This is a genomic window from Blastochloris tepida (genome assembly GCF_003966715.1).
Classification (GTDB): Bacteria; Pseudomonadota; Alphaproteobacteria; order Rhizobiales; family Xanthobacteraceae; genus Blastochloris; species Blastochloris tepida.
In genome coordinates this window covers 123,114-142,913 of the sequence record NZ_AP018907.1, presented here as the reverse complement: position 1 = coordinate 142,913, position 19,800 = coordinate 123,114, and the positions used below count along the sequence as shown (strand labels likewise).

Here is a 19,800-nt window from a genome sequence, read left to right as displayed (position 1 = left end):
GCCGGACCTGCTCAGCTCCCGCCTTGTCGAATCGCCGCTCGCAGCACCGGCCCCTGCGTCCGCGGAAGATGCTCCAAGCTCCTGTTTCGTCGCCTGTCATACGGTTTCCGGCTGATCAAGCCGGAGAACCGAATGCTGTTCGCCGAAAAATCCCTTCCGGATCAACGATTTTTCGGCGAGATCGTTTCCGGTATCCCGAAGGGATCAACCGGAAAACGTAGCAGATCAAGAGAACCGGCTTCCACCGGACCCGGGAAACACGCGACGGGATGAAAGCCGGCACTTGGTAGCCAAATATCTGCGGCATCGCACCACAAACTCATTTGCCTGTGGTCAAACCGATCCAGACATCTGCGGATGCGGCGTGCAGCCCAGCCGATTCCCGACAATTTTTCCGGCGCGCATCATCTGCGAACGCGACTTGGAACGCGACTTGGCCTCTTCAACCTGTGTCTTTCGCCCCTCGACCGTTCCCACCCGGAACGAATCGCCTGCTGCCAGCGCCGGAGCGTTGGGCGACGCAAAACCCAGTCTTCCCGGAACCCGGTCGAGCCGGGTTCCGGTAGGGCCGCAACCTCGGGAACAAACGACCCGTCAGGCCGGCGCCTCGGGCGTCGGCACCGAGGCGCCGTCGCTCGGCAGTTGGTCAGTGGGACAGCAGGACCGGCAGCGTCATCGCATCCAGGATGCCGCGGGTCGCCCCGCCCAGCACGAACTCCCGCAGCCGCGAATGGCCGTAGCCGCCCATCACCAGGAAATCGGCCCCCGAATCGGCGGCGTAGGACAGGAGCGTCTCGCCGATGCCGCCGGCCTCGGAGATGCGCTTGACCTCCACCTTGATGTCGTGCCGGGCCAGATGCTGGGCGACGTCGGCGCCCTGCACCTCGCCGGCCTTGGGCCGCTCGCCGGAGACCATCACCACCTCGACCCGCGCCGCCTTGGTCAGGAAGGGCAGCGCATCGGCGCAGGCGCGCGCGGCCTGCCGGCTGCCGTCCCAGGCCACCAGCACCCGCTCCAGCGTGATCCCGGCGGTCTGCACATAGGGCACCACCAGCACGGGGCGTCCAGCCTCGAACAGCGCGCCCTCGACCACCAGATCCTCGGCGCCGAGGGAATCGGGCTCGGCCTGGGTGACGATCGACAGATCGAACAGCCGGGCGAGGCGGCCGAACACGTCGCCGGAGGCCGGGACGCCGGCATCGAGAACCCGCGTTCCACCGTGCAGATCGGCCAGCCGCAGCCCCTCCTGGAACCGCGCGGCGGCGGCCTCGGCGGCCTTCACGCTCTGCTGCTTCTGGGCGGCGATGAGTTCGGCCGGAATGGAGCCGAACACGCTCGGCGGAATGACCGGCTCATAGGCGAACGACACCCCGGTGAGCGAGGCGCCGAACAGCGCCGCCACCGAAAGGGAGAATTCGGCTCCCGGATCGCGGCGCTCTCCGGGCGAAAGATGCACGAGGATATCCTTGATCATGGCAGGCCTCGCTGTCCGACGCGACGATGCAATCGCACAGAGAAATCTAGAGCATTCCTGGCAAAAGTGGATACCGGATTTGCGAAAGAGAATGCGCCAACTCAAGAGCTTAGCGCGCCCGGTCCGGTGGGGGCGGGATCGGACACCGCTTCGGCGCAGCCCGTCCCGCGGGAAAACCTCTCAGGGTTTTCGAATGATCAAGGCGGGAGGCCGGAAAGCCTCATAAGCTGCGCCCGTCACCAGCGAAGACCAACCGGCGGCGCGAGCGAGAAGGAAGGGAATGGAAAAGACACGTCGCGGCCGTTCCGGGGGAGAACGGCCGCGACGACAGTATGGTCACCGCCCGGAGGAGGAGCGGCGGAATCCCCAGGATCGGGCCGTGAGGGGGTTCGGCCGACGTGGCATCCCGGCATTCACGGCGGCTTACGGACGGTCCGCCCGGCCGGATCACCCGGCCCGGCCGCATTCACGCGGACGTGAAGTGAGCCGGCCATCGAAACGGCGCCAAGCCCGGGCAAAACCGCCGGCAGAGAGGGCAGCGAGCCCCGGCAGGCTACGGCACCGGACGGCAGGCCCGCCCACGCCGGATGGGTCTGCCCAAGGCCGCCGCCCGCCGCATCGATGCGAAACCCGGCCCGCGGGCCGGAATCGTGCCGCGGTCGCCCTTAATCCTCTCGTCGAACAGGGATTTCCGGCCAATCCGTTTCCATTGCCGGCGAACTGGCCACCCGGACACCATGTGATAAGGTCGGCCGCGCCGCCCGGTGATACCCAAGATCATGACAACACGACCCGCCCCAAACGCCGCCTCCCCCGCCGAGGCCGGTCTTTCAATCGTCGTCCCGGTCTATAACGAGGCCGCCAACCTGCCGGCGCTGCATGCCCGCCTTGCGGCGTTGGCGGCCGGATTTGCCGCAACCCGCGGCCTCGCGGTCGAGATCGTCTATGTCGACGACGGCTCGCGCGACGCCTCGCTGGCCGTGCTGCGTGGCCTGCCCAATGACGGCGTCGACCTGCAGGTGGTGTCGTTCTCGCGCAATTTCGGCAAGGAGGCGGCGCTGGTCGCCGGCCTCGACCACGCCGGCAAGGGCGCGGTGCTGTTCATGGACGCCGACGGCCAGCACCCGCCGGACATGGTGGAGCATCTGGTGTCGCTGTGGCTCGACCAGGGCTATGACGTCGCCTTCACCGCCAAGGCGCACCGCCGCAACGAGCCGGCGCTGCGCCGCCTGTTCGTGCGCACCTTCTACGCCCTGCTGAACTGGGGGGCGCGCCACAAGATTCCCCCCGATGCCGGCGATTTCCGTCTGCTGTCGCCGCGCGCCGCCGCCGCGTTGCGCCAGCTTCCCGAGCGCAACCGCTTCTTCAAGGGTCTGTCGAGCTGGATCGGCTTTAAACAGATCTGCGTGCCCTACGAACCGGCCGAGCGCATCCACGGCGTCTCGAGCTGGAGCTTCCAATCGCTGGTCGGCCTGTCGATCGAGGGGCTGACCTCGTTCTCGGTGGCGCCGCTGCGCGTCGCCAGCGTATTCGGCTTCGCCATGGCCGGCGGCGCGTTTGTCTTCGGCCTGTGGATCATCCTGGAGAAGCTGATCTGGGACATTGCCGTTCCCGGCTATGCTTCGCTTATGGTGGCCACCATCATCATCGGCGGGGTACAGCTTATCGTGATCGGCGTCGTGGGCGAGTATATCGGCAAGATCCTCTCCGAGCTGAAGGCCCGCCCGATCTATTTCATCGCCGAGCGCGAGGTGCGCGAGGCCGCCCCCGGTGCCAAAACGGGTTCCGGAGCCGACGCATGAAACGCATTCGACTGGTGGCCGACGACTTTGCATTGGCGCCCGGCGTCTCTGCCGCGATCCGCGACCTCGCGGCGGCCGGGCGGCTGTCGGCGACCTCGGTGATGACCGTGGTGCCGGGCTTCCGCGCCGAGGCGGCGCGCCTTCGCGACACCGTCACGCCCCGGCCGTTCGGCATCGGCCTGCACGTGACGCTGACCGGACCGCACCACCCGCTCACCGTCAATTTCGCGCCGGTCACCCGTTCGGGCGCGTTTCCCGACCTGCCGACGCTGATGACGCTGGCCTTTGCCGGCCGCCTCAAGCCGGCCGTCATCCGCGCCGAGATCGAGGCCCAGCTCGACGCCTTCGCCATCGCCTTCGGGCGGATGCCCGACCATGTCGACGGCCATCAGCACGTCCAGCTCCTGCCCACCATCCGCAGCGCCGTGCTGGATGTCGTCTCCGACCGCCTGCACGGCGCCTGGGTGCGCCAGTGCGGACAGGCCAACGCACCGCGCAACCTGTTCCGCGACCCCAAGGGCACGGTGCTGGCGCACCTGTCGCGCGCCTTCAAGTCGCGCGCCGAGACCCGCGGCGTGCGCGTCAATCCGGCCTTCGCCGGCGCCTATCTCTACCAGCCGGAGGCCGATTTCGCGGCGCTGTTCCCGGGCTTCCTCGAGGCGCTGCCGGATGGCGGGGTGGTGATGTGCCACCCCGGCCATGTCGATGCCGAGCTCGTCGCCCGCGATCCGCTGACCCGCCACCGCGAGGCCGAGTTCGCCTTTCTCGCCAGCGACCGGCTGCCGGCGGCGCTGGCCGCGGCGGGCGCCGAGCTTCAGTGATCACGCCGCCTGGGACGACGCCACGGCGACGCGGTGGACACTGCCGTCGCGGACCAGCCGGACGGTGCGGCCGTGGAATTCGGCGAGCGTCGAGCGGTGGCCGATCGACACCACGGTGACGCCCGGCAGGCGCTCGCTCAGCAGCCGGTAGAGCGCGGCTTCGCTGGCCTCGTCGAGCGAGGCGGTCGCCTCATCCAGGAACAGCCAGTCCGGCGCGTGCAGCAGCGCGCGAGCAAAGGCGAGGCGCTGCTGCTCGCCGCCCGACAGGCGCTGGCCCCACAGCGACACCTCGTCGAGCCGCTCGGCAAATTCCGCCATGCCGACCTCGCCGAGCACCTGCGCAATCTCGGCATCCGGGAAGGTGCCGGGCTCAGCCGGGAACGACACCGCAGCGCGCAGGCTGCCGACCGGCAGATAGGGGCGCTGCGGCAGCAGCATCACATTGGCGCCGTCCGGCACCCGCACCACGCCGTCGCCGAACGGCCAGATGCCGCCGACGGCGCGGAACAGCGTCGATTTGCCGGAGCCCGAGGGGCCGGTGACCAGCACCCGCTCGCCGGCCGCGACGGTGAAATCCTCCACCTTGAGCAGCGGCCGTCCATCGGGCAGCGCCAGGGCCACATCGCGGGCGCTGACCGCGCCTGCGCCATCACGGGCGACCGCCACCACCGGCGGCGTCACCGGCACGTTCCGCGCGGCGCGGGCCGCTGCCTCGAAGCCGCCAAGCCGCTCGACCACCGCGCGCCACTCGGCAAAACTCGTGTAGGCCGAGATGAAGAAGGCCAGCGAGTTCTCCACCCGACCGAAAGCGGAGGCGGTCTGCATCAGCCCGCCGAGCTGGAAGGCGCCGGCAAAATAGGCCGGGCTCGCGACGATGAACGGAAACACTGTCGAGACCTGCGAATAGCCGGCCGTGAAGAAGGTGAGGCGCTTCTGGCGGTCCATGATCGCCCACCAATTGCGCATCACATTGGCGAAGCGGTCCATCAGCCGGGTGCGCTCGGCCTCCTCGCCTTCCAGAAGCGCGATCTGCTCGGCATTCTCGCGCACCCGCACCAGCGAGACGCGGAAATCGGCCTCGAAGCGCTGCTGGTCGAAATTGAGTCGCACCAGCGCGCGGCCGATCAGATGGGTGAGAAGCGTGCCGAGCGCGGCATAAATCAGCGCCGCGAACACCAGATAGCCGGGGATGGCGAAGGTGGTGCCGCCGATCATCAACGGCGCCTGGGCCGACAGCGCCCACAGGATGCCGACGAACGAGATGAGCGTGACCACCGCGCTGAGCAGGCCGACGCCGAGCGACAGCGTGCGGCCGACGAAGAGCTGGATGTCCTCGGCGATGCGCTGGTCGGGGTTGTCGGCGGACTCGCCGAGCAGTTGCATGCGGTAGTGGTTGGCCCCGGCCAGCCATTCGCCGAGCAGGCGCTCGGTCATCCACCGCCGCCAGCGGATCTGCAGCCACTGGTTCAGATAGATCTGGTAGACCGCGAGCAGGATGAACACCGCCGCCAGCACGCAGAAGAAGCCGAGCTCGTAGACGAAGCTGTCCCAGTTGCGGTTCTGCAGCGCGTCGTAGAAGCGGGCGTTCCAGGCATTCAGCGCCACCGTGATGGCGACGATGGCCAGCTCGATGGCGATGACCGCGGCGAGCAGGCCGCGCCCGGCCCACTTCTCGCGCAGCCGAAAGCGCCCGAGCGGGCCGACGCTGACCTCGCCGATATCGTCGGCGCGGAAATAGGGCGCGGCAAGCCGCCAGGTCGCGGCCAGGGTTTCGGTCACGGTCGACACGCCGATCGTCTCCTGCGGAAGGGAATTCGCCTGAGGCGCATGCGCGCCAATTCCGGCGGCGATGGGGCCGCGGCGGCGCCGTCTCGTCGCGGCGACGCCCTCGTGGATCGCCCGCATGCGAAAACGGGCGCGGTGTTCGCCACGCCCGTCCGGGATTGCCGCTGTGCCGGGAAGTCAGAACATCACTGGAGCGTGATCCGATCTGACTGCATCAGATCGGACGCTCCAAGTTTCTGGTTTGTCGCATTTTCGCTGACGCGGCCCTTCGGGTCTTTCGCACAACCGGTATCCACTTGTGCGGAAAATGCTCTAAGTTTCTGGTTTGTCGCATTTTCGCTGACGCGGCCCTTCGGGTCTTTCGCACAACCGGTATCCACTTGTGCGGAAAATGCTTTAGCCGCGGGAGCGCAGCACGCCTCACCAGGACGGCACCGGCGACAGCGTGGCGATGCCGAGGTGCTCCTCCTGCCGCCAGACGAGACGGACACGCAGGCGGCGGTTCTTGCTCGGCAGCATCAGGTCGAAGGTCTCCGGCAGCGAGACCGCGGCGCTGCAGGCGATCCGCGCCCCGCCGGGGGAGATGTTGCGCAGCACGCAGTCGAGCGTCGAGCGCCCGTCATTGAAGATGATGCGGCCGCCGATCAGGCTGCGCAGCCGCGCATGCTGTCGCCGATCCTCGCTCATTCTTCCCTCCTGCCTTGCAGCGGGCATCAATCTAACGCAACGCCACCCCGGTTATGATGACGGCTCGGATTTTACCTTGCGTTAAGCTTAACGCCAGGGGCCATAAGACGTGACTCGTCATGCCCGCGCTTGTCGCGGGCATCCACGACTTAAAATGTATTTTAAAACAAAGACGTGGATGGCCGGGACAAGCCCGGCCATGACGGATGACCGACATATGTCGGTCTCCGTCGAAACCTGCCCGGCCATGACGACGACGGGTCAAAGGCGAGGGCCTTTAGCATAACGCCACGGCGGCGGACTTGCGGATCGCTGGCCTGGACTGACCACGCAGCCGTCACCGAACCGGGCACAAACGAAAAGAGGGGGCCAAAGCCCCCTCTTCCGCATCCGATGATTGGCAGACGGCTCAGACGTCCATGCCGCACCCGAAGTCGGCTGCTGCCGACTTCGGCGCCAGGATCCCCAGCCGGCTGTTGCCGGCTTCGGCACCCCAAGTGATGGGCGGCATTTCGGCCTTCTGATCAAAGATCAGAAGTCCATGCCGCACCCGAAGCCGGCTGTTGCCGGCTTCGGTACCTCAAGTGATGGGCGGCATTTCGGCCTTCTGATCAAAGATCAGAAGTCCATGCCGCCCATGCCGCCACCCGGCATCGCCGGCGCGGCTTCCTTCTTCGGCAGCTCGGCGACCATGGCCTCGGTGGTGATCAGGAGGCCCGCCACCGACGCGGCGTCCTGCAGCGCGGTGCGCACCACCTTGGCCGGATCGACGATGCCGGCCTCGAGCAGGTCGACATAGGCCTCGGTCTGGGCGTCGAAGCCCAGCGTCTGCGACGAGGACTCGAGCAGCTTGCCGACCACGATCGAGCCTTCCACGCCGGCGTTCTCGACGATCTGACGGATCGGCGCCTCGAGCGCGCGCAGCACGATGTTGATGCCGGCCTGGACGTCCGGATTGGCGTTCTTGAGCCCGGCGATCGCCTGCTTGGCACGCAGCAGCGCGGTGCCGCCGCCCGGGACGATGCCTTCTTCCACCGCGGCGCGGGTGGCGTTGAGGGCGTCCTCGACGCGGTCCTTCTTCTCCTTCACCTCGATCTCGGTGGCGCCGCCGACGCGGATCACCGCGACGCCGCCGGCGAGCTTGGCCAGACGCTCCTGCAGCTTCTCGCGGTCGTAGTCCGAGGTGGTCTCCTCGATCTGGGCCTTGATCTGGGCGACGCGGGCCTCGATGTCGGCCTTCTGGCCGGCGCCATCGACGATCGTGGTCTTTTCCTTCTCGATGATGATCTTCTTGGCGCGGCCAAGCATCTGAAGGTTGACGTTCTCGAGCTTGATGCCGAGGTCTTCGGACACCACCTGGCCGCCGGTGAGGATGGCGATGTCCTCCAGCATGGCCTTGCGGCGATCGCCGAAGCCCGGCGCCTTGACCGCCGCGACCTTGAGGCCGCCGCGCAGCTTGTTGACGACCAGGGTGGCCAGCGCCTCGCCCTCGACGTCCTCGGCGACGATCACCAGCGGACGCGACGACTGGACGACGGCTTCGAGCACCGGCAGCATGGCCTGCAGGCCCGAAAGCTTCTTCTCGAACACCAGGACGAAGGCGTCCTCGAGCTCGGCCACCATCTTCTCGGCATTGGTGATGAAGTAGGGCGAGATGTAGCCGCGGTCGAACTGCATGCCCTCGACGATCTCGACGTCGGTATCGAGGCTCTTGGCCTCCTCGACGGTGATCACGCCCTCATTGCCGACCTTCTGCATGGCGTTGGCGATCATCTCGCCGATCTGCTTGTCGCCATTGGCGGAGATGGTGCCGACTTGGGCGACCTCCTCCGACGACTTCACCTTCTTGGCGCGGCCGGCGATGTCGGCGAGCACCGCGGTGACGGCGAGGTCGACGCCGCGCTTCAGGTCCATCGGGTTCATGCCGGCGGCGACCGACTTGGCGCCTTCCTTCACGATGGCCTGGGCGAGAACGGTGGCGGTGGTGGTGCCGTCACCGGCGGTGTCGTTGGTCTTGGAGGCCACCTCGCGCACCATCTGGGCGCCCATGTTCTCGAACTTGTCCTCAAGCTCGATTTCCTTGGCGACGGTGACGCCGTCCTTGGTGATGCGCGGCGCGCCGAACGACTTCTCGATCACCACATTGCGGCCCTTGGGGCCGAGCGTGACCTTCACGGCGTTGGCGAGAATGTCGACACCACGCAGCAGCTTCTCGCGCGCGTCGGCCGAAAACCGGACTTCCTTCGCAGCCATTTCGAATCTTCCTTGACGGTTCCTGCCCCCGGCCCCGGGATCGGGGCGCACGGAGGCTCACAAATCGTGGGGGAGCGGCCGCAAGGCTGCGGCCGCGTGTGGCTCAGCCGATGATGCCGAGAATGTCGGATTCCTTCATGATCAGGAGGTCCTGACCGTCGATCTTGACCTCGGTGCCCGACCACTTGCCGAACAGCACGCGGTCGCCGGCCTTGACGTCGAGCGGAACCAGCTTGCCGGACTCGTCGCGCGCGCCGGGGCCGACCGCGATCACTTCACCCTGCTGGGGCTTTTCCTGGGCGGTGTCCGGAATGATGATGCCGCCGGCGGTCTTCTGCTCGGCGTCGATGCGCTTGACGACGACGCGGTCGTGCAGCGGACGGAAGGTGCTCGCCATGGAAATCTGTCCTTGAATTACGGTGCCTGATCAACGGCGCCGTGGGTCAGCGACCGTGAAACGGATGTCTCGACCGGCGCCTGCCGCGAAGGCCGGCGTCCTGGTCCGCGCTGTTAGCACTCAATTGGGACGAGTGCTAAGCGACTGTGGGCGAGATAGTCAGCCGCTCCCGACAAGTCAAGGGCGCCGGCTGCCGCAGATGGCCCTCGCCGGGCCGGCAGGGTAAATGGCGCGCCGGCCGAGCGAGCCCGGGTGCATGATGCGGCAGGGCGCCGTCACTCCAGCCCGTAGCGCCGCTTCAGATCGGCGATGCGCTCGCGGTCGGCGGCGAGCATGCATTGCGCGCGTTCCTCGAAGATGTTGGCCTTGGGGCCGCGTTCGAGAAAGACCAGCTGGCCGCATTCGAGATTGCGCGCCTCCTTCCAGCGCGCATGCACCTCGTCCAGCATGCGGATCCAGCGCGAGCGGTAGCCGGCAGGCAGATCGCTGCGCGCCTCGACCGAGGTGCGGGCCGCCACCACCGTCATCTCCAGCACACGGCGGCTGAACTCCAGCGTCGCATGGAGGCAGCGGTTGAACAGGATGCGCGACAGGCCGCGGTCGCAGCCGCCGAGCGGGCGGTCGCGGCTCGGCAGCACCACCTCGAACGCCGGGGCGCCGGCCGGCGCCGGTCCCGCCGGGTCGCCGAGATCGTAGCGGGGGATGAAGCCGGGCGCGATCTGGCGGACGGCGGGCGCGGCCCCCTCCTCCGCACGGCTGGCCACCGCACCAAGGAGCGCCGGCAGCAGGACAAGCATAACCGCGACGCCGCAGCCCGGCGCCCGAAGACGCGAGCGATCGCTCAGCGATTCCACGGCCGCCTTTCCCGCTCGGCGATGCCCGGCACCTTGGCCTCGACCCCGGCATTGCGCAACGCGCGCGCGAAGCTGGCGAGCACCGGTTCGGGCACATCCACCAGCTGCGGCAGCACCATCTCGCGAACCACCGTGTCGCTCGACTGGAACGCCTCGACCGCCTCGCGCATCACCCGACCTTTGAGCAGGCTGAGGAATTCATGCAGGATCGCCGGGCGCAGATCCTCCGGCACGGTGGCGAGCAGCGGCAGCATCAGCCGGCTGCGCTTGCGCATGATCCAGGCTTCGTTCGGTCCAAGCTCATAGGACAGGCGCAGCCGGTCGTAGCTGCCGGGAAGAATGCCCTCCTGGGTCGCCTCCTGCCAGAACAGCGCAAACCAGATCAGCGGCTCGTGCGGCGAGCAGACCAGCAGTCGCTGCGCGGCATCGCGGAAGTCGCTCCAGGCGATGCGGCCGGCATCGTCGGTTTCGGCCGCCTCGGCGACGCGCAGGCGGAACAGCGCCACCGCCCGCCAGGTTGCGACCTCGCAGCCGAGCTGCGGCTCCACCCGGTCGGCGATCTGCCCGAGCCGCGCGATCGCCTGCGGCGGCAGGGTCTCCTCATTGAGGATGCGCCGGCCGGCGGAAAGCACGGCGTCGTCGCGAACGGTCAGCGGCACGATGGTCGCGACCCACCACAGGCCGCACAGGACGACCACAAGGGAGGCCAGCCGGATGAACAGAGCCGCCACGTGTCCCCCGCCCGTTGCCGTCCCGTTTGCCGCTCACACGGTTTCCGGCTGATCCCGCCTTTGAACCGCATTCCGATCGCCGAAAATCCCGTTTCCGGAAGGCTCTTGCAGAACCGGGCTTTCTGCGAGGCCGCTTCCGGCACCCCGAAGGGACCACCCGGAAACCGGACCGGACCGGATCGCGCTCGATACACACAGACTGCGACACGAAATCCGGCCGATCAAGCCGGATTTCGCAGTCCGGCCGTCGAGGATCCCCTTCATAAAGGGAACACGGCAAGCATGTTTCCGGGACGGCGGAATGACCGCCCGGAAACGACATCAGTCATGATAGCCGTAACGGGAATAGTATTTGTTGAAATAGTAGGAGCCCTTGTAGGTCTCGAATTTCGACATGGCCTTGACGTTGACCTTGTTGAGAACGGCGCCAAGCAGCCGGTCGCGGATGGCCTCGGATGACTGCAGCGCCTCGGCGACCACGTCGATCTTGGTGCGGCCCCAGTCGATCACGAACAGGAAGCCGTCGATCTGCGGCGCCACGGCCCGCGCGTCGACCACCGGCCCGAGTGGCGGCAGATCGATGATGACGTAGTCATAAAGGGTGCGCAGATGGTCGAGCACCTGCTTCATCGCCGCCGATGTCAGAATGTCGTTGGTGTTGGCGATGCGTTCCTTGACCACGGTCGGCAGCAGGTGAAGGCCGGTGACCGGATCGACCATCAGCACGGCATCGAGCGCGACCTGACCGGCCAGCACCTCGACGATGCCGGCCTGGGCGCCGTTTGCGTCCGCCGCCACCATGCGCCGCGACAGGGACGGGTTGCGCAGGTCGGCATCGAACAGCAGCGTCTTCTTGCCGCTGTGGGCGATCATCTGGGCGAGATTGGCGGCGACGGTGGACTTGCCCTCGTTGGGAATCGCCGAGACCACGCCGAGCACCTTCACCGGGCGGCTGATCTGGGCGAGATCGGCCGCCACCTTGACGCTCCGCAGCGTCTCGGAGAAGCGCGAGAACGGCGCATCGATCGTGTAGCGCAGCAGGCCGGCGTCCGACGAGACACCGCCCCGGCCCTCGTCCTCGGCGGCCGGCGCATCGGAGCCGGGCGCCGTGTTGGCAGCCGCGTTTGCCCCGGCCTTGCCGATCGCTCTTGACCCCGGCCGGCCGGCCGGACGCGCAGACGGCCGCGCCGGCCGCACCAGTGGCAGCAGGCCGAAGCAGCTGATGCGCAGGAAATGCTCGACATCGCTGACCGTGCGGAACACGCGATCGAGCTGCTCGCGCAGGAAGCCAACGCCGACCCCGCCAAGCAGGCCGATGAAGATCGCGATCGCCATCACCACCGACAGCCTGGGATAGCTCTTGACGTACGGCCTGGAGGCGCTGGTGATGACGCGCGCCTCGGTGATCGGGAACGACTGCTGCTGCAGCGCCTCGGTGTAGCGCTGCAGGAAGCTGTCATAGAGGGTCTGGTAGGTCTGGGCCGTGCTCTCCAGGTCGCGCAGCGCGATCTGCGCCTGATTGGTGGTGCCGGCGTCGCGGATCACATCGTTCAGACTGGCCTGGATCGACTCTTCGCGGACCTTGGCGATCTCGTAATCGCTCTTGTAGGTCTCGGCGATGCGCTTGAGCTCCTCCTGCATCACGCGCTTGAGCTGGACCATCTCCGACCGCAGCTTCAGCACGGCAATATGATCCGTGCCATAGCGCTGCGACCAATCGGCCTCGCGCTTGTTGGCATCGAGCAGTTGCTGGCGCAGCCGGGTGATGACCTCGTTGCGCAGCACATCCGCCACCACCGCATCGCCGATCTCGCCGCCCGTGCGCAGGATCTCGTCGACGCGGTCGAGCTTGGCCTTGGCTTCCGCCGTCTGGGCACGAGCCTGGGTCAGCTGGGAGTTGATCTCCTGCAGCTGCTGCTCGCCGATCAGCCGGGTTCCGCTGCCGCCGGTCGAGAAGCTGATGATGTTGTTGCGCTGCTTGAAATCCTCGACCGCGCGGGCGGCGTGCTGGGCCTGGTCGCGCAACTCCTTGATGCGATCCTGCATCCACACCGAGGCGCGGCGGGTCGCCTGATACTTGGCCTCGAGCTGGTCGACGATGTAGGCCTCGGCCAGGGCGTTGGCCACCTGCGCCGCTTTGTTGGGATCGAGCGATGAGAACGAATATTCGATCACATAGGAGCGGCCGAGCTGCTTGACCTTGAGATTCTGCTTCAGATAGCCGACGGCTTTGCGCTCGAGAAATTCGGTGGAGACGTCTGCGTCATCGCCGCCGCCGAAGAGAATCGAGATGCCGTCGCTCACCGCGCCGATCACCGTTCCGAGCACGCTGGGCGTTCCGCCGACGAACTCCGGATCCTCGGTGAGCTTGAGGTCGCGGATGACCGAAAGCGCCACGTTCTCCGACTGCAGCAGCTGCACCTGGCTGTCGACCGCCGCCGTGTCGATCATGCCGTCGGCGAGCACCGACTGCTGCTGGAAGAGCTGGATCTTGCGGGTGTCGATGATCAGCTGGCCCGCCGACGTATAGATCGGCGGCGTGGTCAGCATGAAGATGGCGCCCAGAACGAGGCCAGTCATCGCGCCGGCAGCGATCACGGTCAGGTTGCGGCGAAGAAACGTATAGAGACTGACGAAATCGAACCCGGTTTCGGCCGTCTCCGCCTGATCCGGCGCGCCGGCTGTCCGATCGACCTGCAGCATGATCACCCTGCCCCGAATGTCCCGGATCCGCTTGTCCTTGGGACGCCGCCGTGAAGTCTCATCCGGCTTCCGGTTGATCCCGTCGGGATGCCGGAAACGCCTTGCCGAAAAACAGTCTCGCCGAAACCCCCTTGTTGGATAACGGGATTTTCGGCGATCGGAACACGGTTCCCGGCTTGGTCAGCCGGACACCCCATCGATCCGCGCCAACCCTGTCCGCGCGCTTCAGGAGCGACGCCAGCAGGCGCCTCGCGGCCGTGGCACCGCACCCGCCCGGCCGCGCATCGAACTCACGCCTGTTGGATTCATGCCTGCCGCTCGGCGCATCCAGAATCCCGCAACCGGTTCCGAGCCACCGCCGAACGCGTCCTGCCATCGCGCAAGATCTGCCATGGTGCAAGATCTGGCATCCGGCAAAATCTGCCATGGCGCACGACGCGTCGGCAACGCGAAAGGCCCGGACAGCCGCTCAGAATGGGCTGATCGAGTTTGTGTACGAATAATATGAATTATAGCGGGTCACCGACGCACTGGCGCCACCGCCGCCGGTGATCGGGTTGGAGCTGCTTGTGCCAAAGGCAGAGTTGCCCTGGGCGGCCCCGCCGCCGCCGCCCCCGCCGGCACCGGCGATCGAACCGACAGGCCCTGCGCCACCGCCGGTACCGCCGCCGAGGCCCGCAGTGTCCGGATTGAGCCCGGTCGAGCGGTTATAGCCGGCGATCAGGAACGAGTTGCCGCGCGCCACGAGTTCCTGGACCAGCCGTAGATTGTCGAGATCCTTGCGCGCCATGAGATCGGCCGCGAGCCGTCCCAGCACCTCGCCGACCGTCTCGGACTGGGCCGAATTCAGGTTCGGCATCAGACCCTTGATGTGATTGAGCGCAACGCCGAGCTGGTTGGCGTTGGCGTCGAGAAAGCCGCGCAGCGCATTGGCAAACGACGCGCCGCCCGCGGGAAAGCGCTGCGTGATCTCGGCCGCGGTGGTTTCAGCTGTGATCGGCGCGATCGGCTGGACGGCGCTCGCCTGCGCGGCAGGCTGCGCCTGCTGAGCGCTGACACCCGTCACCGGCAGTGCCCACAATCCCGCCGCCCCCAATGAAAGTGCGATCGCCTTCAGTCGGATCGAGGTCATGCGAAAAATCCCTTTATCGTCGGCGGCAACGTACAGCAATTGCCTCGTCTCTGCAACCTTGCGTTAACGACGCGCTCATCCGCAAAATCCGGCCGGCGTCATGGAAAGTTCACGCAAGATGGTTGATTTTAACCCATTCTTCCGCCGAACCGGCTCGCGCGAACCGGCGGGCCGGCGGCAAATGCGCCGATTCGCGTCCATCGCCTCTACTTTCAGTTGCTATCGGCGAGGTGCCGGGCTTTTTGCGAGATCCAGCCCGTCTCAGCCCGCACCAAATTGTTCACCTGTCCACACCCGGCAAACCACGCGAACGCCCTTGCGTGCCGATACGCCGTCCGGCCTGATACGGCTTCCGGCCTGCAGGCCGGAAAACCGATGCCGGCCGCGGAAAGAAATCTCCCCGCGGCTCAAGGGCCTTCGGCGAGACCGCGTCCTTCAATCCTGACAGGATCGACCGGAAACCGGTCGGATCGGCGGAAAACCGCGTTACACACCGCGCCGGCCGGCGGCACTCTTGGCCATCGTCTGCGGCGCGATCCTGGAGACGACGATGAGTTGGATCGCCACGCCCGCCCCGACGCAGTATCCGTGGTATCTGCGCGCGCTGTTCGCCATGCGCGACGCCATCGGCCGGCCGGTCGCCGAGCCGGTGCGGCAATGGGCGCGCACGCCGCGGGTGCTGCGCGCGTTTCTGGGGCTCTATCGGGCGATCGACCGCGCCGCCTCGCCCATCGAGCCCGCCTTGCGCGCGCTGATCATGGTGCGCGTGTCGCAGATCAATGTCTGCCCGTTCTGCGTCGACCTCAACGCCGCGCGCGCCCTGGAACGCAACGTCACCGAGGACAGGCTGTGGGCGCTCGACCGCTTCGAGACCTCGGACCTGTTCAGCGAACACGAGAAGGCGGCGCTGGCCTTCACCGAAGCCGTCACCATCACCGGCCGCACGATCGATGCCGCGCTGAAGGCGCGGCTCGCGTCAGCCTTCTCAGCCGACGCCATCGTCGAGCTGGCTGCGCTGATCGCCTTCCAGAACATGTCGAGCAAGTTCAACGCCGCCCTCGAGATCCCGGCCGCGGGCACCTGCCGGGTGCCGATCGCAGACGGCAAGGCGCCGTGAGCGCACCGAAGTGCGCCGCGTCCTCGGCGCCGAAGAGCCGGCCTGATCGGCCGGACGTGGCGTCACAACGCGGTGTTCCGGATTGGCATAAGGCCAAGTTTTCGGTAGGTAATGCCCGGTTCGGTCAAGGTCTCGGCCTATTCGCGGCAAAGCGGCTGCGGACATAGGTTGCCATGAGCATGCCTCCCCTTGAGCACGCATCCCCATGAGCACGCCTCCCGTCGTGCGTGGACATCTCGCCCGGCATCTTGAGGATTTTGCCAAGGCGAAGGACGTTGCCAGGCCCGCGGCCGACAGCCGCCCGGCCGAGGCCCCTTCGCGCTCACCCGGCTTTGCGCCCCCCGCCGCCGAAGCGACCGCCCCAGCCGAGCAACCGGCACCTCGTCAGGCCGCGGCGGCACCGGTGGGCGCGCCGGCCACCCCTGCCGCATCCGGTTCGCAGCGCCCCCTTCTCCCGCCCGGCAGCCGGATCGACCGGCTGGTCTGACACGGGCCCGCAATATGGCCGTGGCATGGGGCCGCTGCCGTCAGCGCTCCGTCAGGCCGGCGCGCCTAGGGTCGCGCCGCCGACCGCGACCCTGACGAAGCCGCCCGCGAAAGGTCCCGCTTCCATCCCTTTCGGGAGAAAAGACATGATCCGCCGGAAACCGCATCACAAGGAGAAGGCCGCCATGCGCGCATCGCTCTCCATCCGAATTGGCCTGACCGCGCTGTGGCTGGCGGCGGCATCCCCGGCCCTGGCCGCCGACGATGGCCGCACCGCCATCGACCTGCCGCCCGATGTCCGCGTCGCATTCCTGGAGGAGATGCGCACCCATATGGGCTCGCTCGACGGCGTCATCCAACTTCTGTCGTCGGGCGACATCAAGGGCGCGGGCACACTCGCCCGCAAGGAGATGGCCATCGGCCGCGGCAAGGGCTTCGGCCGCTACATGACGCCGGAATTCCGTGAAATCGGCTTCGGCTTCCACCGCGCCGCCGACGACTTCGCCCGCATTGCCGAGCGGTTGCCCGACAAGCCGGACAGCGCCGGCTGGGCGGAGCTGATGGGCGGACTTGCGGCGATCACCACCCACTGCAACGCCTGCCACGGCGCCTTCCGCCTCAAATAACCGATGCCGGCCGGCCCTCCGGCGTCGCCTGCAGCTCGGCGAACAGCCGCTCGACATCGGCGCGGGAGCACAGTTCGGTGCCCGGCGTCAGCACCGCCGCGGTGCCGGCCGCCATGCCGAGCTTGAACGCCTCGCGCGGCGGCAGGCCGCGCGCAAGTCCAAGCGTCATGCCCGCCACGAAGCTGTCGCCGGCGCCGACCGCGCTCTTCGCCTGGATCGGCATCGCCGGCAGCCGCAGGACGCCGCCCGGCTCGGCCAGGAACGCGCCGAGATGACCGAGCGTGACCGCCAGCAGCGCGACCTTGCCGGAGCCGACCAGTTCCATCGCCGCCGCGTGCTGGGCTTCGGCATCCGGCAGCTTGCGGCCGACCAGGGCCTCGAACTCGCCGAGGCTCGGCTTGACGAGATGGAGGCCGCCCGCCGCCACCGCCGCCCGCAGCGCCGGCCCCGACGAGTCGACCACCAGCCTGGCGCCGGTGCGCCCGGCGATGGCGCTGACGCGGACGTAGAAATCCTCCGGCACGCCGCGCGGCAGGCTGCCGCTGGCGACCAGATAGTCGCACGCCACATCGTCCAGCGCATCGAGGCAGCTCTGCCATTCCTTGGGCTGCAGCTCCGGCCCCTCGGGCACGAACCGGTATTCGAGCCCGGTCGAACGCTCGAACACGCTGTGGCTGATCCGGGTGTCCTCGGCGATGTCGACCCGGTGGATGGCGATGCCGCGCTTCTCGATCAGCGCATCGAGGATCGGCCCGGTGGCGCCGCCCGCGGCATAGACCGCACAGGTCGCGCCGCCGAGCTCGGCCACCACGCGCGCGACATTGATGCCGCCGCCGCCCGGATAGTAGCGCTCGTTGCTGGTCCTGATCTTGTGGGTGGGGCGGATGGTGTCGGTTTCCGCGGCGCCGTCGATCGACGGGTTGAGGGTCAAGGTGACGATCGGCTTCATCGGCGCATATCCCTGGGTTTCGGGCTCATCCTCCGGCGGGGTCGTCGCCGGGCCGCGGCCTTCCGCTGTCGCCGGTTTTGATGAACGAAGGATTACGGTCGTTCCTCGAATGTTTTCCCGGAGGAGAGGTCACTCTTAGCACCCCGTCGGTATGGTCATCTCGCACGGTCGTTCAGGAGACGCGAGATGAAGCGATTGGCTGCGAGCATGCTGGTGGTCGGAGCGGTGACGCTGACGGTGAAAGACCCCGCCAGCGCCATGCCCCTGTCGGCAACGCGCCTAGCCAATCCCATCCCGAAGAGTTCGCCGATGCAGCTCGGTCCGGCGGTGCTGGCGCCGATTGCCGCCGTCCGCTTCTGCATGGATTACGAGGACGAATGCCGCGCCGGCGGGGACGGCGCCGCCCGGGTCGCGCTCACCGAGGAGCGCTGGGCCGATCTCGACGACGTCAACCGCACCGTGAATGCGGCAATCCGGCCGCGCAGCGACGCCGACCTCGACACCTGGACCCTGGAGACCGCCGCCGGCGACTGCGACGACTATGCGGTGCGCAAGCGCCACATCCTGATCTCGCGCGGTTGGCCGCGCAGTGCCGTGGGCTTGGCCATCGCCCGCATCCCCAGCACCGAGTACCACCTCGTCGCGGTCGTCGCCACCGACCGGGGCGACTATGTGCTGGACAATCTGCGCGACCGGGTGGTGCCGTGGGCACGCACCGGCTACCGCTGGGTCATGCGGTCGAGCGCGGACGACCCGCGCCTGTGGATGGCGATCGCCGGACCGGCCCGCGACCGGCCCGGACGCCGCGCCGTGCCGGTGGCGTACAATCACGGCACGCCCACCGGAAAGGCCCGGAAAGACACGCTGTCACAGTGACAGCGCCGCCGGCGGGCCGGCGGTGCGCACGGCTGTCGCGCCGGGCCGATCAGGCCCGCTCCCTGAGCGCGGTGCGATCGACGCTCAGGACGTCGACCCGGTCGCCCTCGATCACCACGCACGACAGCCGCCCGGTCGCGTAGGCGCCGGTGTCGACATTGATGCGGTTCGGCAGGATCTCGACGGCGGCAGCCGGCGTGTGGCCGTGGACGATCCGCTTGCCGAAGTCGCCGTGATAGGAGATGAACGGGCCGCGGATGTACATCAGGTCTTCCGCCGTCTGCTCGTTCAATGGGATACCGGGGCGGACGCCGGCATGGGCGAAAAAGAATCCGCCCTGCTCATAGAACATCCAGGTATGCTCGAAGAACGTCTTGTGCGCGGGCGGCAGCTTGCTGAGAAACTCGATGCGCGCGGCGTCGAAATCGTCGAGTGTGCTCAGAGGGCGGTGCGACAGGCCGTAGCTGGCGAGCGTCTCCAGGCCGCCGAACGCCCGCCAGTTGGCCAGAACGCTCGGCTCTTCGAGGAAGCGCAGCAGGCAGTCCTCGTGGTTGCCGCGCAGGCAGACGCGATGCCGGCCGCCGCCGGGCGGGGCGAGCAGCATGTCGACGACGCCGCGCGAATCCGGCCCGCGGTCGATCACGTCGCCCAGGAACAGTTCCACCGTCCAGGTGGCAGGCGGACGGCGCGCCTCTTCCGCATCGATCATCGCCAGCATGCGCCGCAGCAGGTCGGCGTGGCCGTGAATGTCGCCGATGGCATACACCCGGCATCCGTCGGGCAGGGCATGCACAACCGGGGGCAACCGCCCCGTCGCGGCCGGCTGCCGTCGCTGCCTCAAGGCACGCAGGATCATCGACCCGTTCCGTCCCGCTCCAAAGTCCTCGGCACGCCGGCCGTCCCGGATCGCAGGATGCTCCGGCTTGTGTTTCGTTGCACGTTCCTTCGCACAGCCGAATTCCCGTATTTTGCGGAAAACGCGCCTCTTTCTGCTCAAGGTTGCCGACCGCCCCTTGATGCACCACCGGACCCTGCGCCGCTCCACACCGATATATAGGTGGCGCGGTCCCGCCAGGAACCTGGCCATGGCAAATATCGCCGGCGTCA

General features: G+C 67.7%; 16 protein-coding genes. 5 read left to right on the top strand and 11 right to left on the bottom strand.

What is annotated here, in order from left to right:
* Positions 1 to 646 precede the first annotated feature (646 nt).
* Entirely contained in the window at positions 647 to 1,474 is an 828-nt protein-coding gene (locus BLTE_RS00590; protein WP_126396625.1) for a universal stress protein, read from the bottom strand.
* A gap of 779 nt (positions 1,475 to 2,253) precedes the next feature.
* Between BLTE_RS00590 and BLTE_RS00585 the strand changes: the two genes are divergently transcribed.
* Both BLTE_RS00585 and BLTE_RS00580 read left to right on the top strand, forming a co-directional pair.
* A complete protein-coding gene (locus tag BLTE_RS00585; RefSeq protein ID WP_126396623.1) occupies positions 2,254 to 3,276 on the top strand; it encodes a glycosyltransferase family 2 protein in 1,023 nt (340 codons plus the stop codon).
* Positions 3,273 to 4,097, top strand: a complete 825-nt coding sequence (locus BLTE_RS00580; RefSeq protein ID WP_126396621.1) for a ChbG/HpnK family deacetylase — start codon at positions 3,273 to 3,275, stop codon at positions 4,095 to 4,097. The genes BLTE_RS00585 and BLTE_RS00580 overlap by 4 nt, the downstream gene beginning before the upstream one ends.
* Here the strand turns inward: BLTE_RS00580 and BLTE_RS00575 are convergent, their stop codons facing one another.
* The 8 genes from BLTE_RS00575 to BLTE_RS00540 form a co-directional block, all read right to left on the bottom strand.
* A complete protein-coding gene (locus BLTE_RS00575) occupies positions 4,098 to 5,885 on the bottom strand; it encodes an ABC transporter ATP-binding protein/permease (protein ID WP_126396619.1) in 1,788 nt (595 codons plus the stop codon). It abuts the gene before it with no gap.
* A 417-nt stretch (positions 5,886 to 6,302) separates the two neighbouring features.
* The gene (locus tag BLTE_RS00570; RefSeq protein ID WP_160140476.1) at positions 6,303 to 6,569 is read right to left on the bottom strand and encodes a PilZ domain-containing protein; all 267 of its coding nucleotides are present in this window, start codon (positions 6,567 to 6,569) and stop codon (positions 6,303 to 6,305) included.
* A gap of 618 nt (positions 6,570 to 7,187) precedes the next feature.
* Positions 7,188 to 8,822, bottom strand: coding sequence for a chaperonin GroEL (gene groL, locus BLTE_RS00565; protein ID WP_126396615.1), 1,635 nt, complete (start codon positions 8,820 to 8,822; stop codon positions 7,188 to 7,190).
* Positions 8,823 to 8,925: 103 nt separating this feature from the next.
* Positions 8,926 to 9,219, bottom strand: a complete 294-nt coding sequence (groES, locus tag BLTE_RS00560) for a co-chaperone GroES (protein ID WP_126396613.1) — start codon at positions 9,217 to 9,219, stop codon at positions 8,926 to 8,928.
* A 275-nt stretch (positions 9,220 to 9,494) separates the two neighbouring features.
* A complete protein-coding gene (locus BLTE_RS00555; RefSeq protein ID WP_126396612.1) occupies positions 9,495 to 10,016 on the bottom strand; it encodes a lysozyme inhibitor LprI family protein in 522 nt (173 codons plus the stop codon).
* A 44-nt stretch (positions 10,017 to 10,060) separates the two neighbouring features.
* On the bottom strand, positions 10,061 to 10,804 hold the full coding sequence (locus BLTE_RS00550) for a hypothetical protein (protein ID WP_126396610.1): 744 nt from the start codon (positions 10,802 to 10,804) through the stop codon (positions 10,061 to 10,063).
* Between the two features lie 321 nt (positions 10,805 to 11,125).
* Entirely contained in the window at positions 11,126 to 13,507 is a 2,382-nt protein-coding gene (locus BLTE_RS00545; RefSeq protein WP_126396608.1) for a polysaccharide biosynthesis tyrosine autokinase, read from the bottom strand.
* Between the two features lie 469 nt (positions 13,508 to 13,976).
* Positions 13,977 to 14,678: a hypothetical protein gene (locus tag BLTE_RS00540; protein ID WP_126396606.1), complete on the bottom strand. Its 702-nt coding sequence runs from the start codon at positions 14,676 to 14,678 to the stop codon at positions 13,977 to 13,979.
* A gap of 511 nt (positions 14,679 to 15,189) precedes the next feature.
* On the opposite strand from BLTE_RS00540, the gene BLTE_RS00535 reads away from it, so the two are divergent.
* Complete coding sequence (locus BLTE_RS00535) at positions 15,190 to 15,756, top strand: carboxymuconolactone decarboxylase family protein (protein ID WP_126396604.1); 567 nt, start codon at positions 15,190 to 15,192, stop codon at positions 15,754 to 15,756.
* A 632-nt stretch (positions 15,757 to 16,388) separates the two neighbouring features.
* Complete coding sequence (locus tag BLTE_RS00530; RefSeq protein ID WP_244600060.1) at positions 16,389 to 16,868, top strand: hypothetical protein; 480 nt, start codon at positions 16,389 to 16,391, stop codon at positions 16,866 to 16,868.
* Here the strand turns inward: BLTE_RS00530 and BLTE_RS00525 are convergent.
* The gene (locus tag BLTE_RS00525) at positions 16,861 to 17,817 is read right to left on the bottom strand and encodes a 1-phosphofructokinase family hexose kinase (protein WP_126396602.1); all 957 of its coding nucleotides are present in this window, start codon (positions 17,815 to 17,817) and stop codon (positions 16,861 to 16,863) included. The two genes, BLTE_RS00530 and BLTE_RS00525, sit on opposite strands and share 8 nt — an antisense overlap.
* 186 nt (positions 17,818 to 18,003) lie before the next feature.
* Between BLTE_RS00525 and BLTE_RS00520 the strand changes: the two genes are divergently transcribed.
* Positions 18,004 to 18,693 carry a transglutaminase-like cysteine peptidase gene (locus BLTE_RS00520; protein WP_126396600.1) on the top strand — a complete coding sequence of 230 codons (690 nt, stop codon included), beginning with the start codon at positions 18,004 to 18,006 and terminating at the stop codon, positions 18,691 to 18,693.
* A gap of 49 nt (positions 18,694 to 18,742) precedes the next feature.
* Here BLTE_RS00520 and BLTE_RS00515 read toward each other — a convergent pair whose 3' ends face one another.
* A complete protein-coding gene (locus BLTE_RS00515) occupies positions 18,743 to 19,780 on the bottom strand; it encodes a metallophosphoesterase family protein (RefSeq protein ID WP_244600059.1) in 1,038 nt (345 codons plus the stop codon).
* Positions 19,781 to 19,800 lie beyond the last annotated feature (20 nt).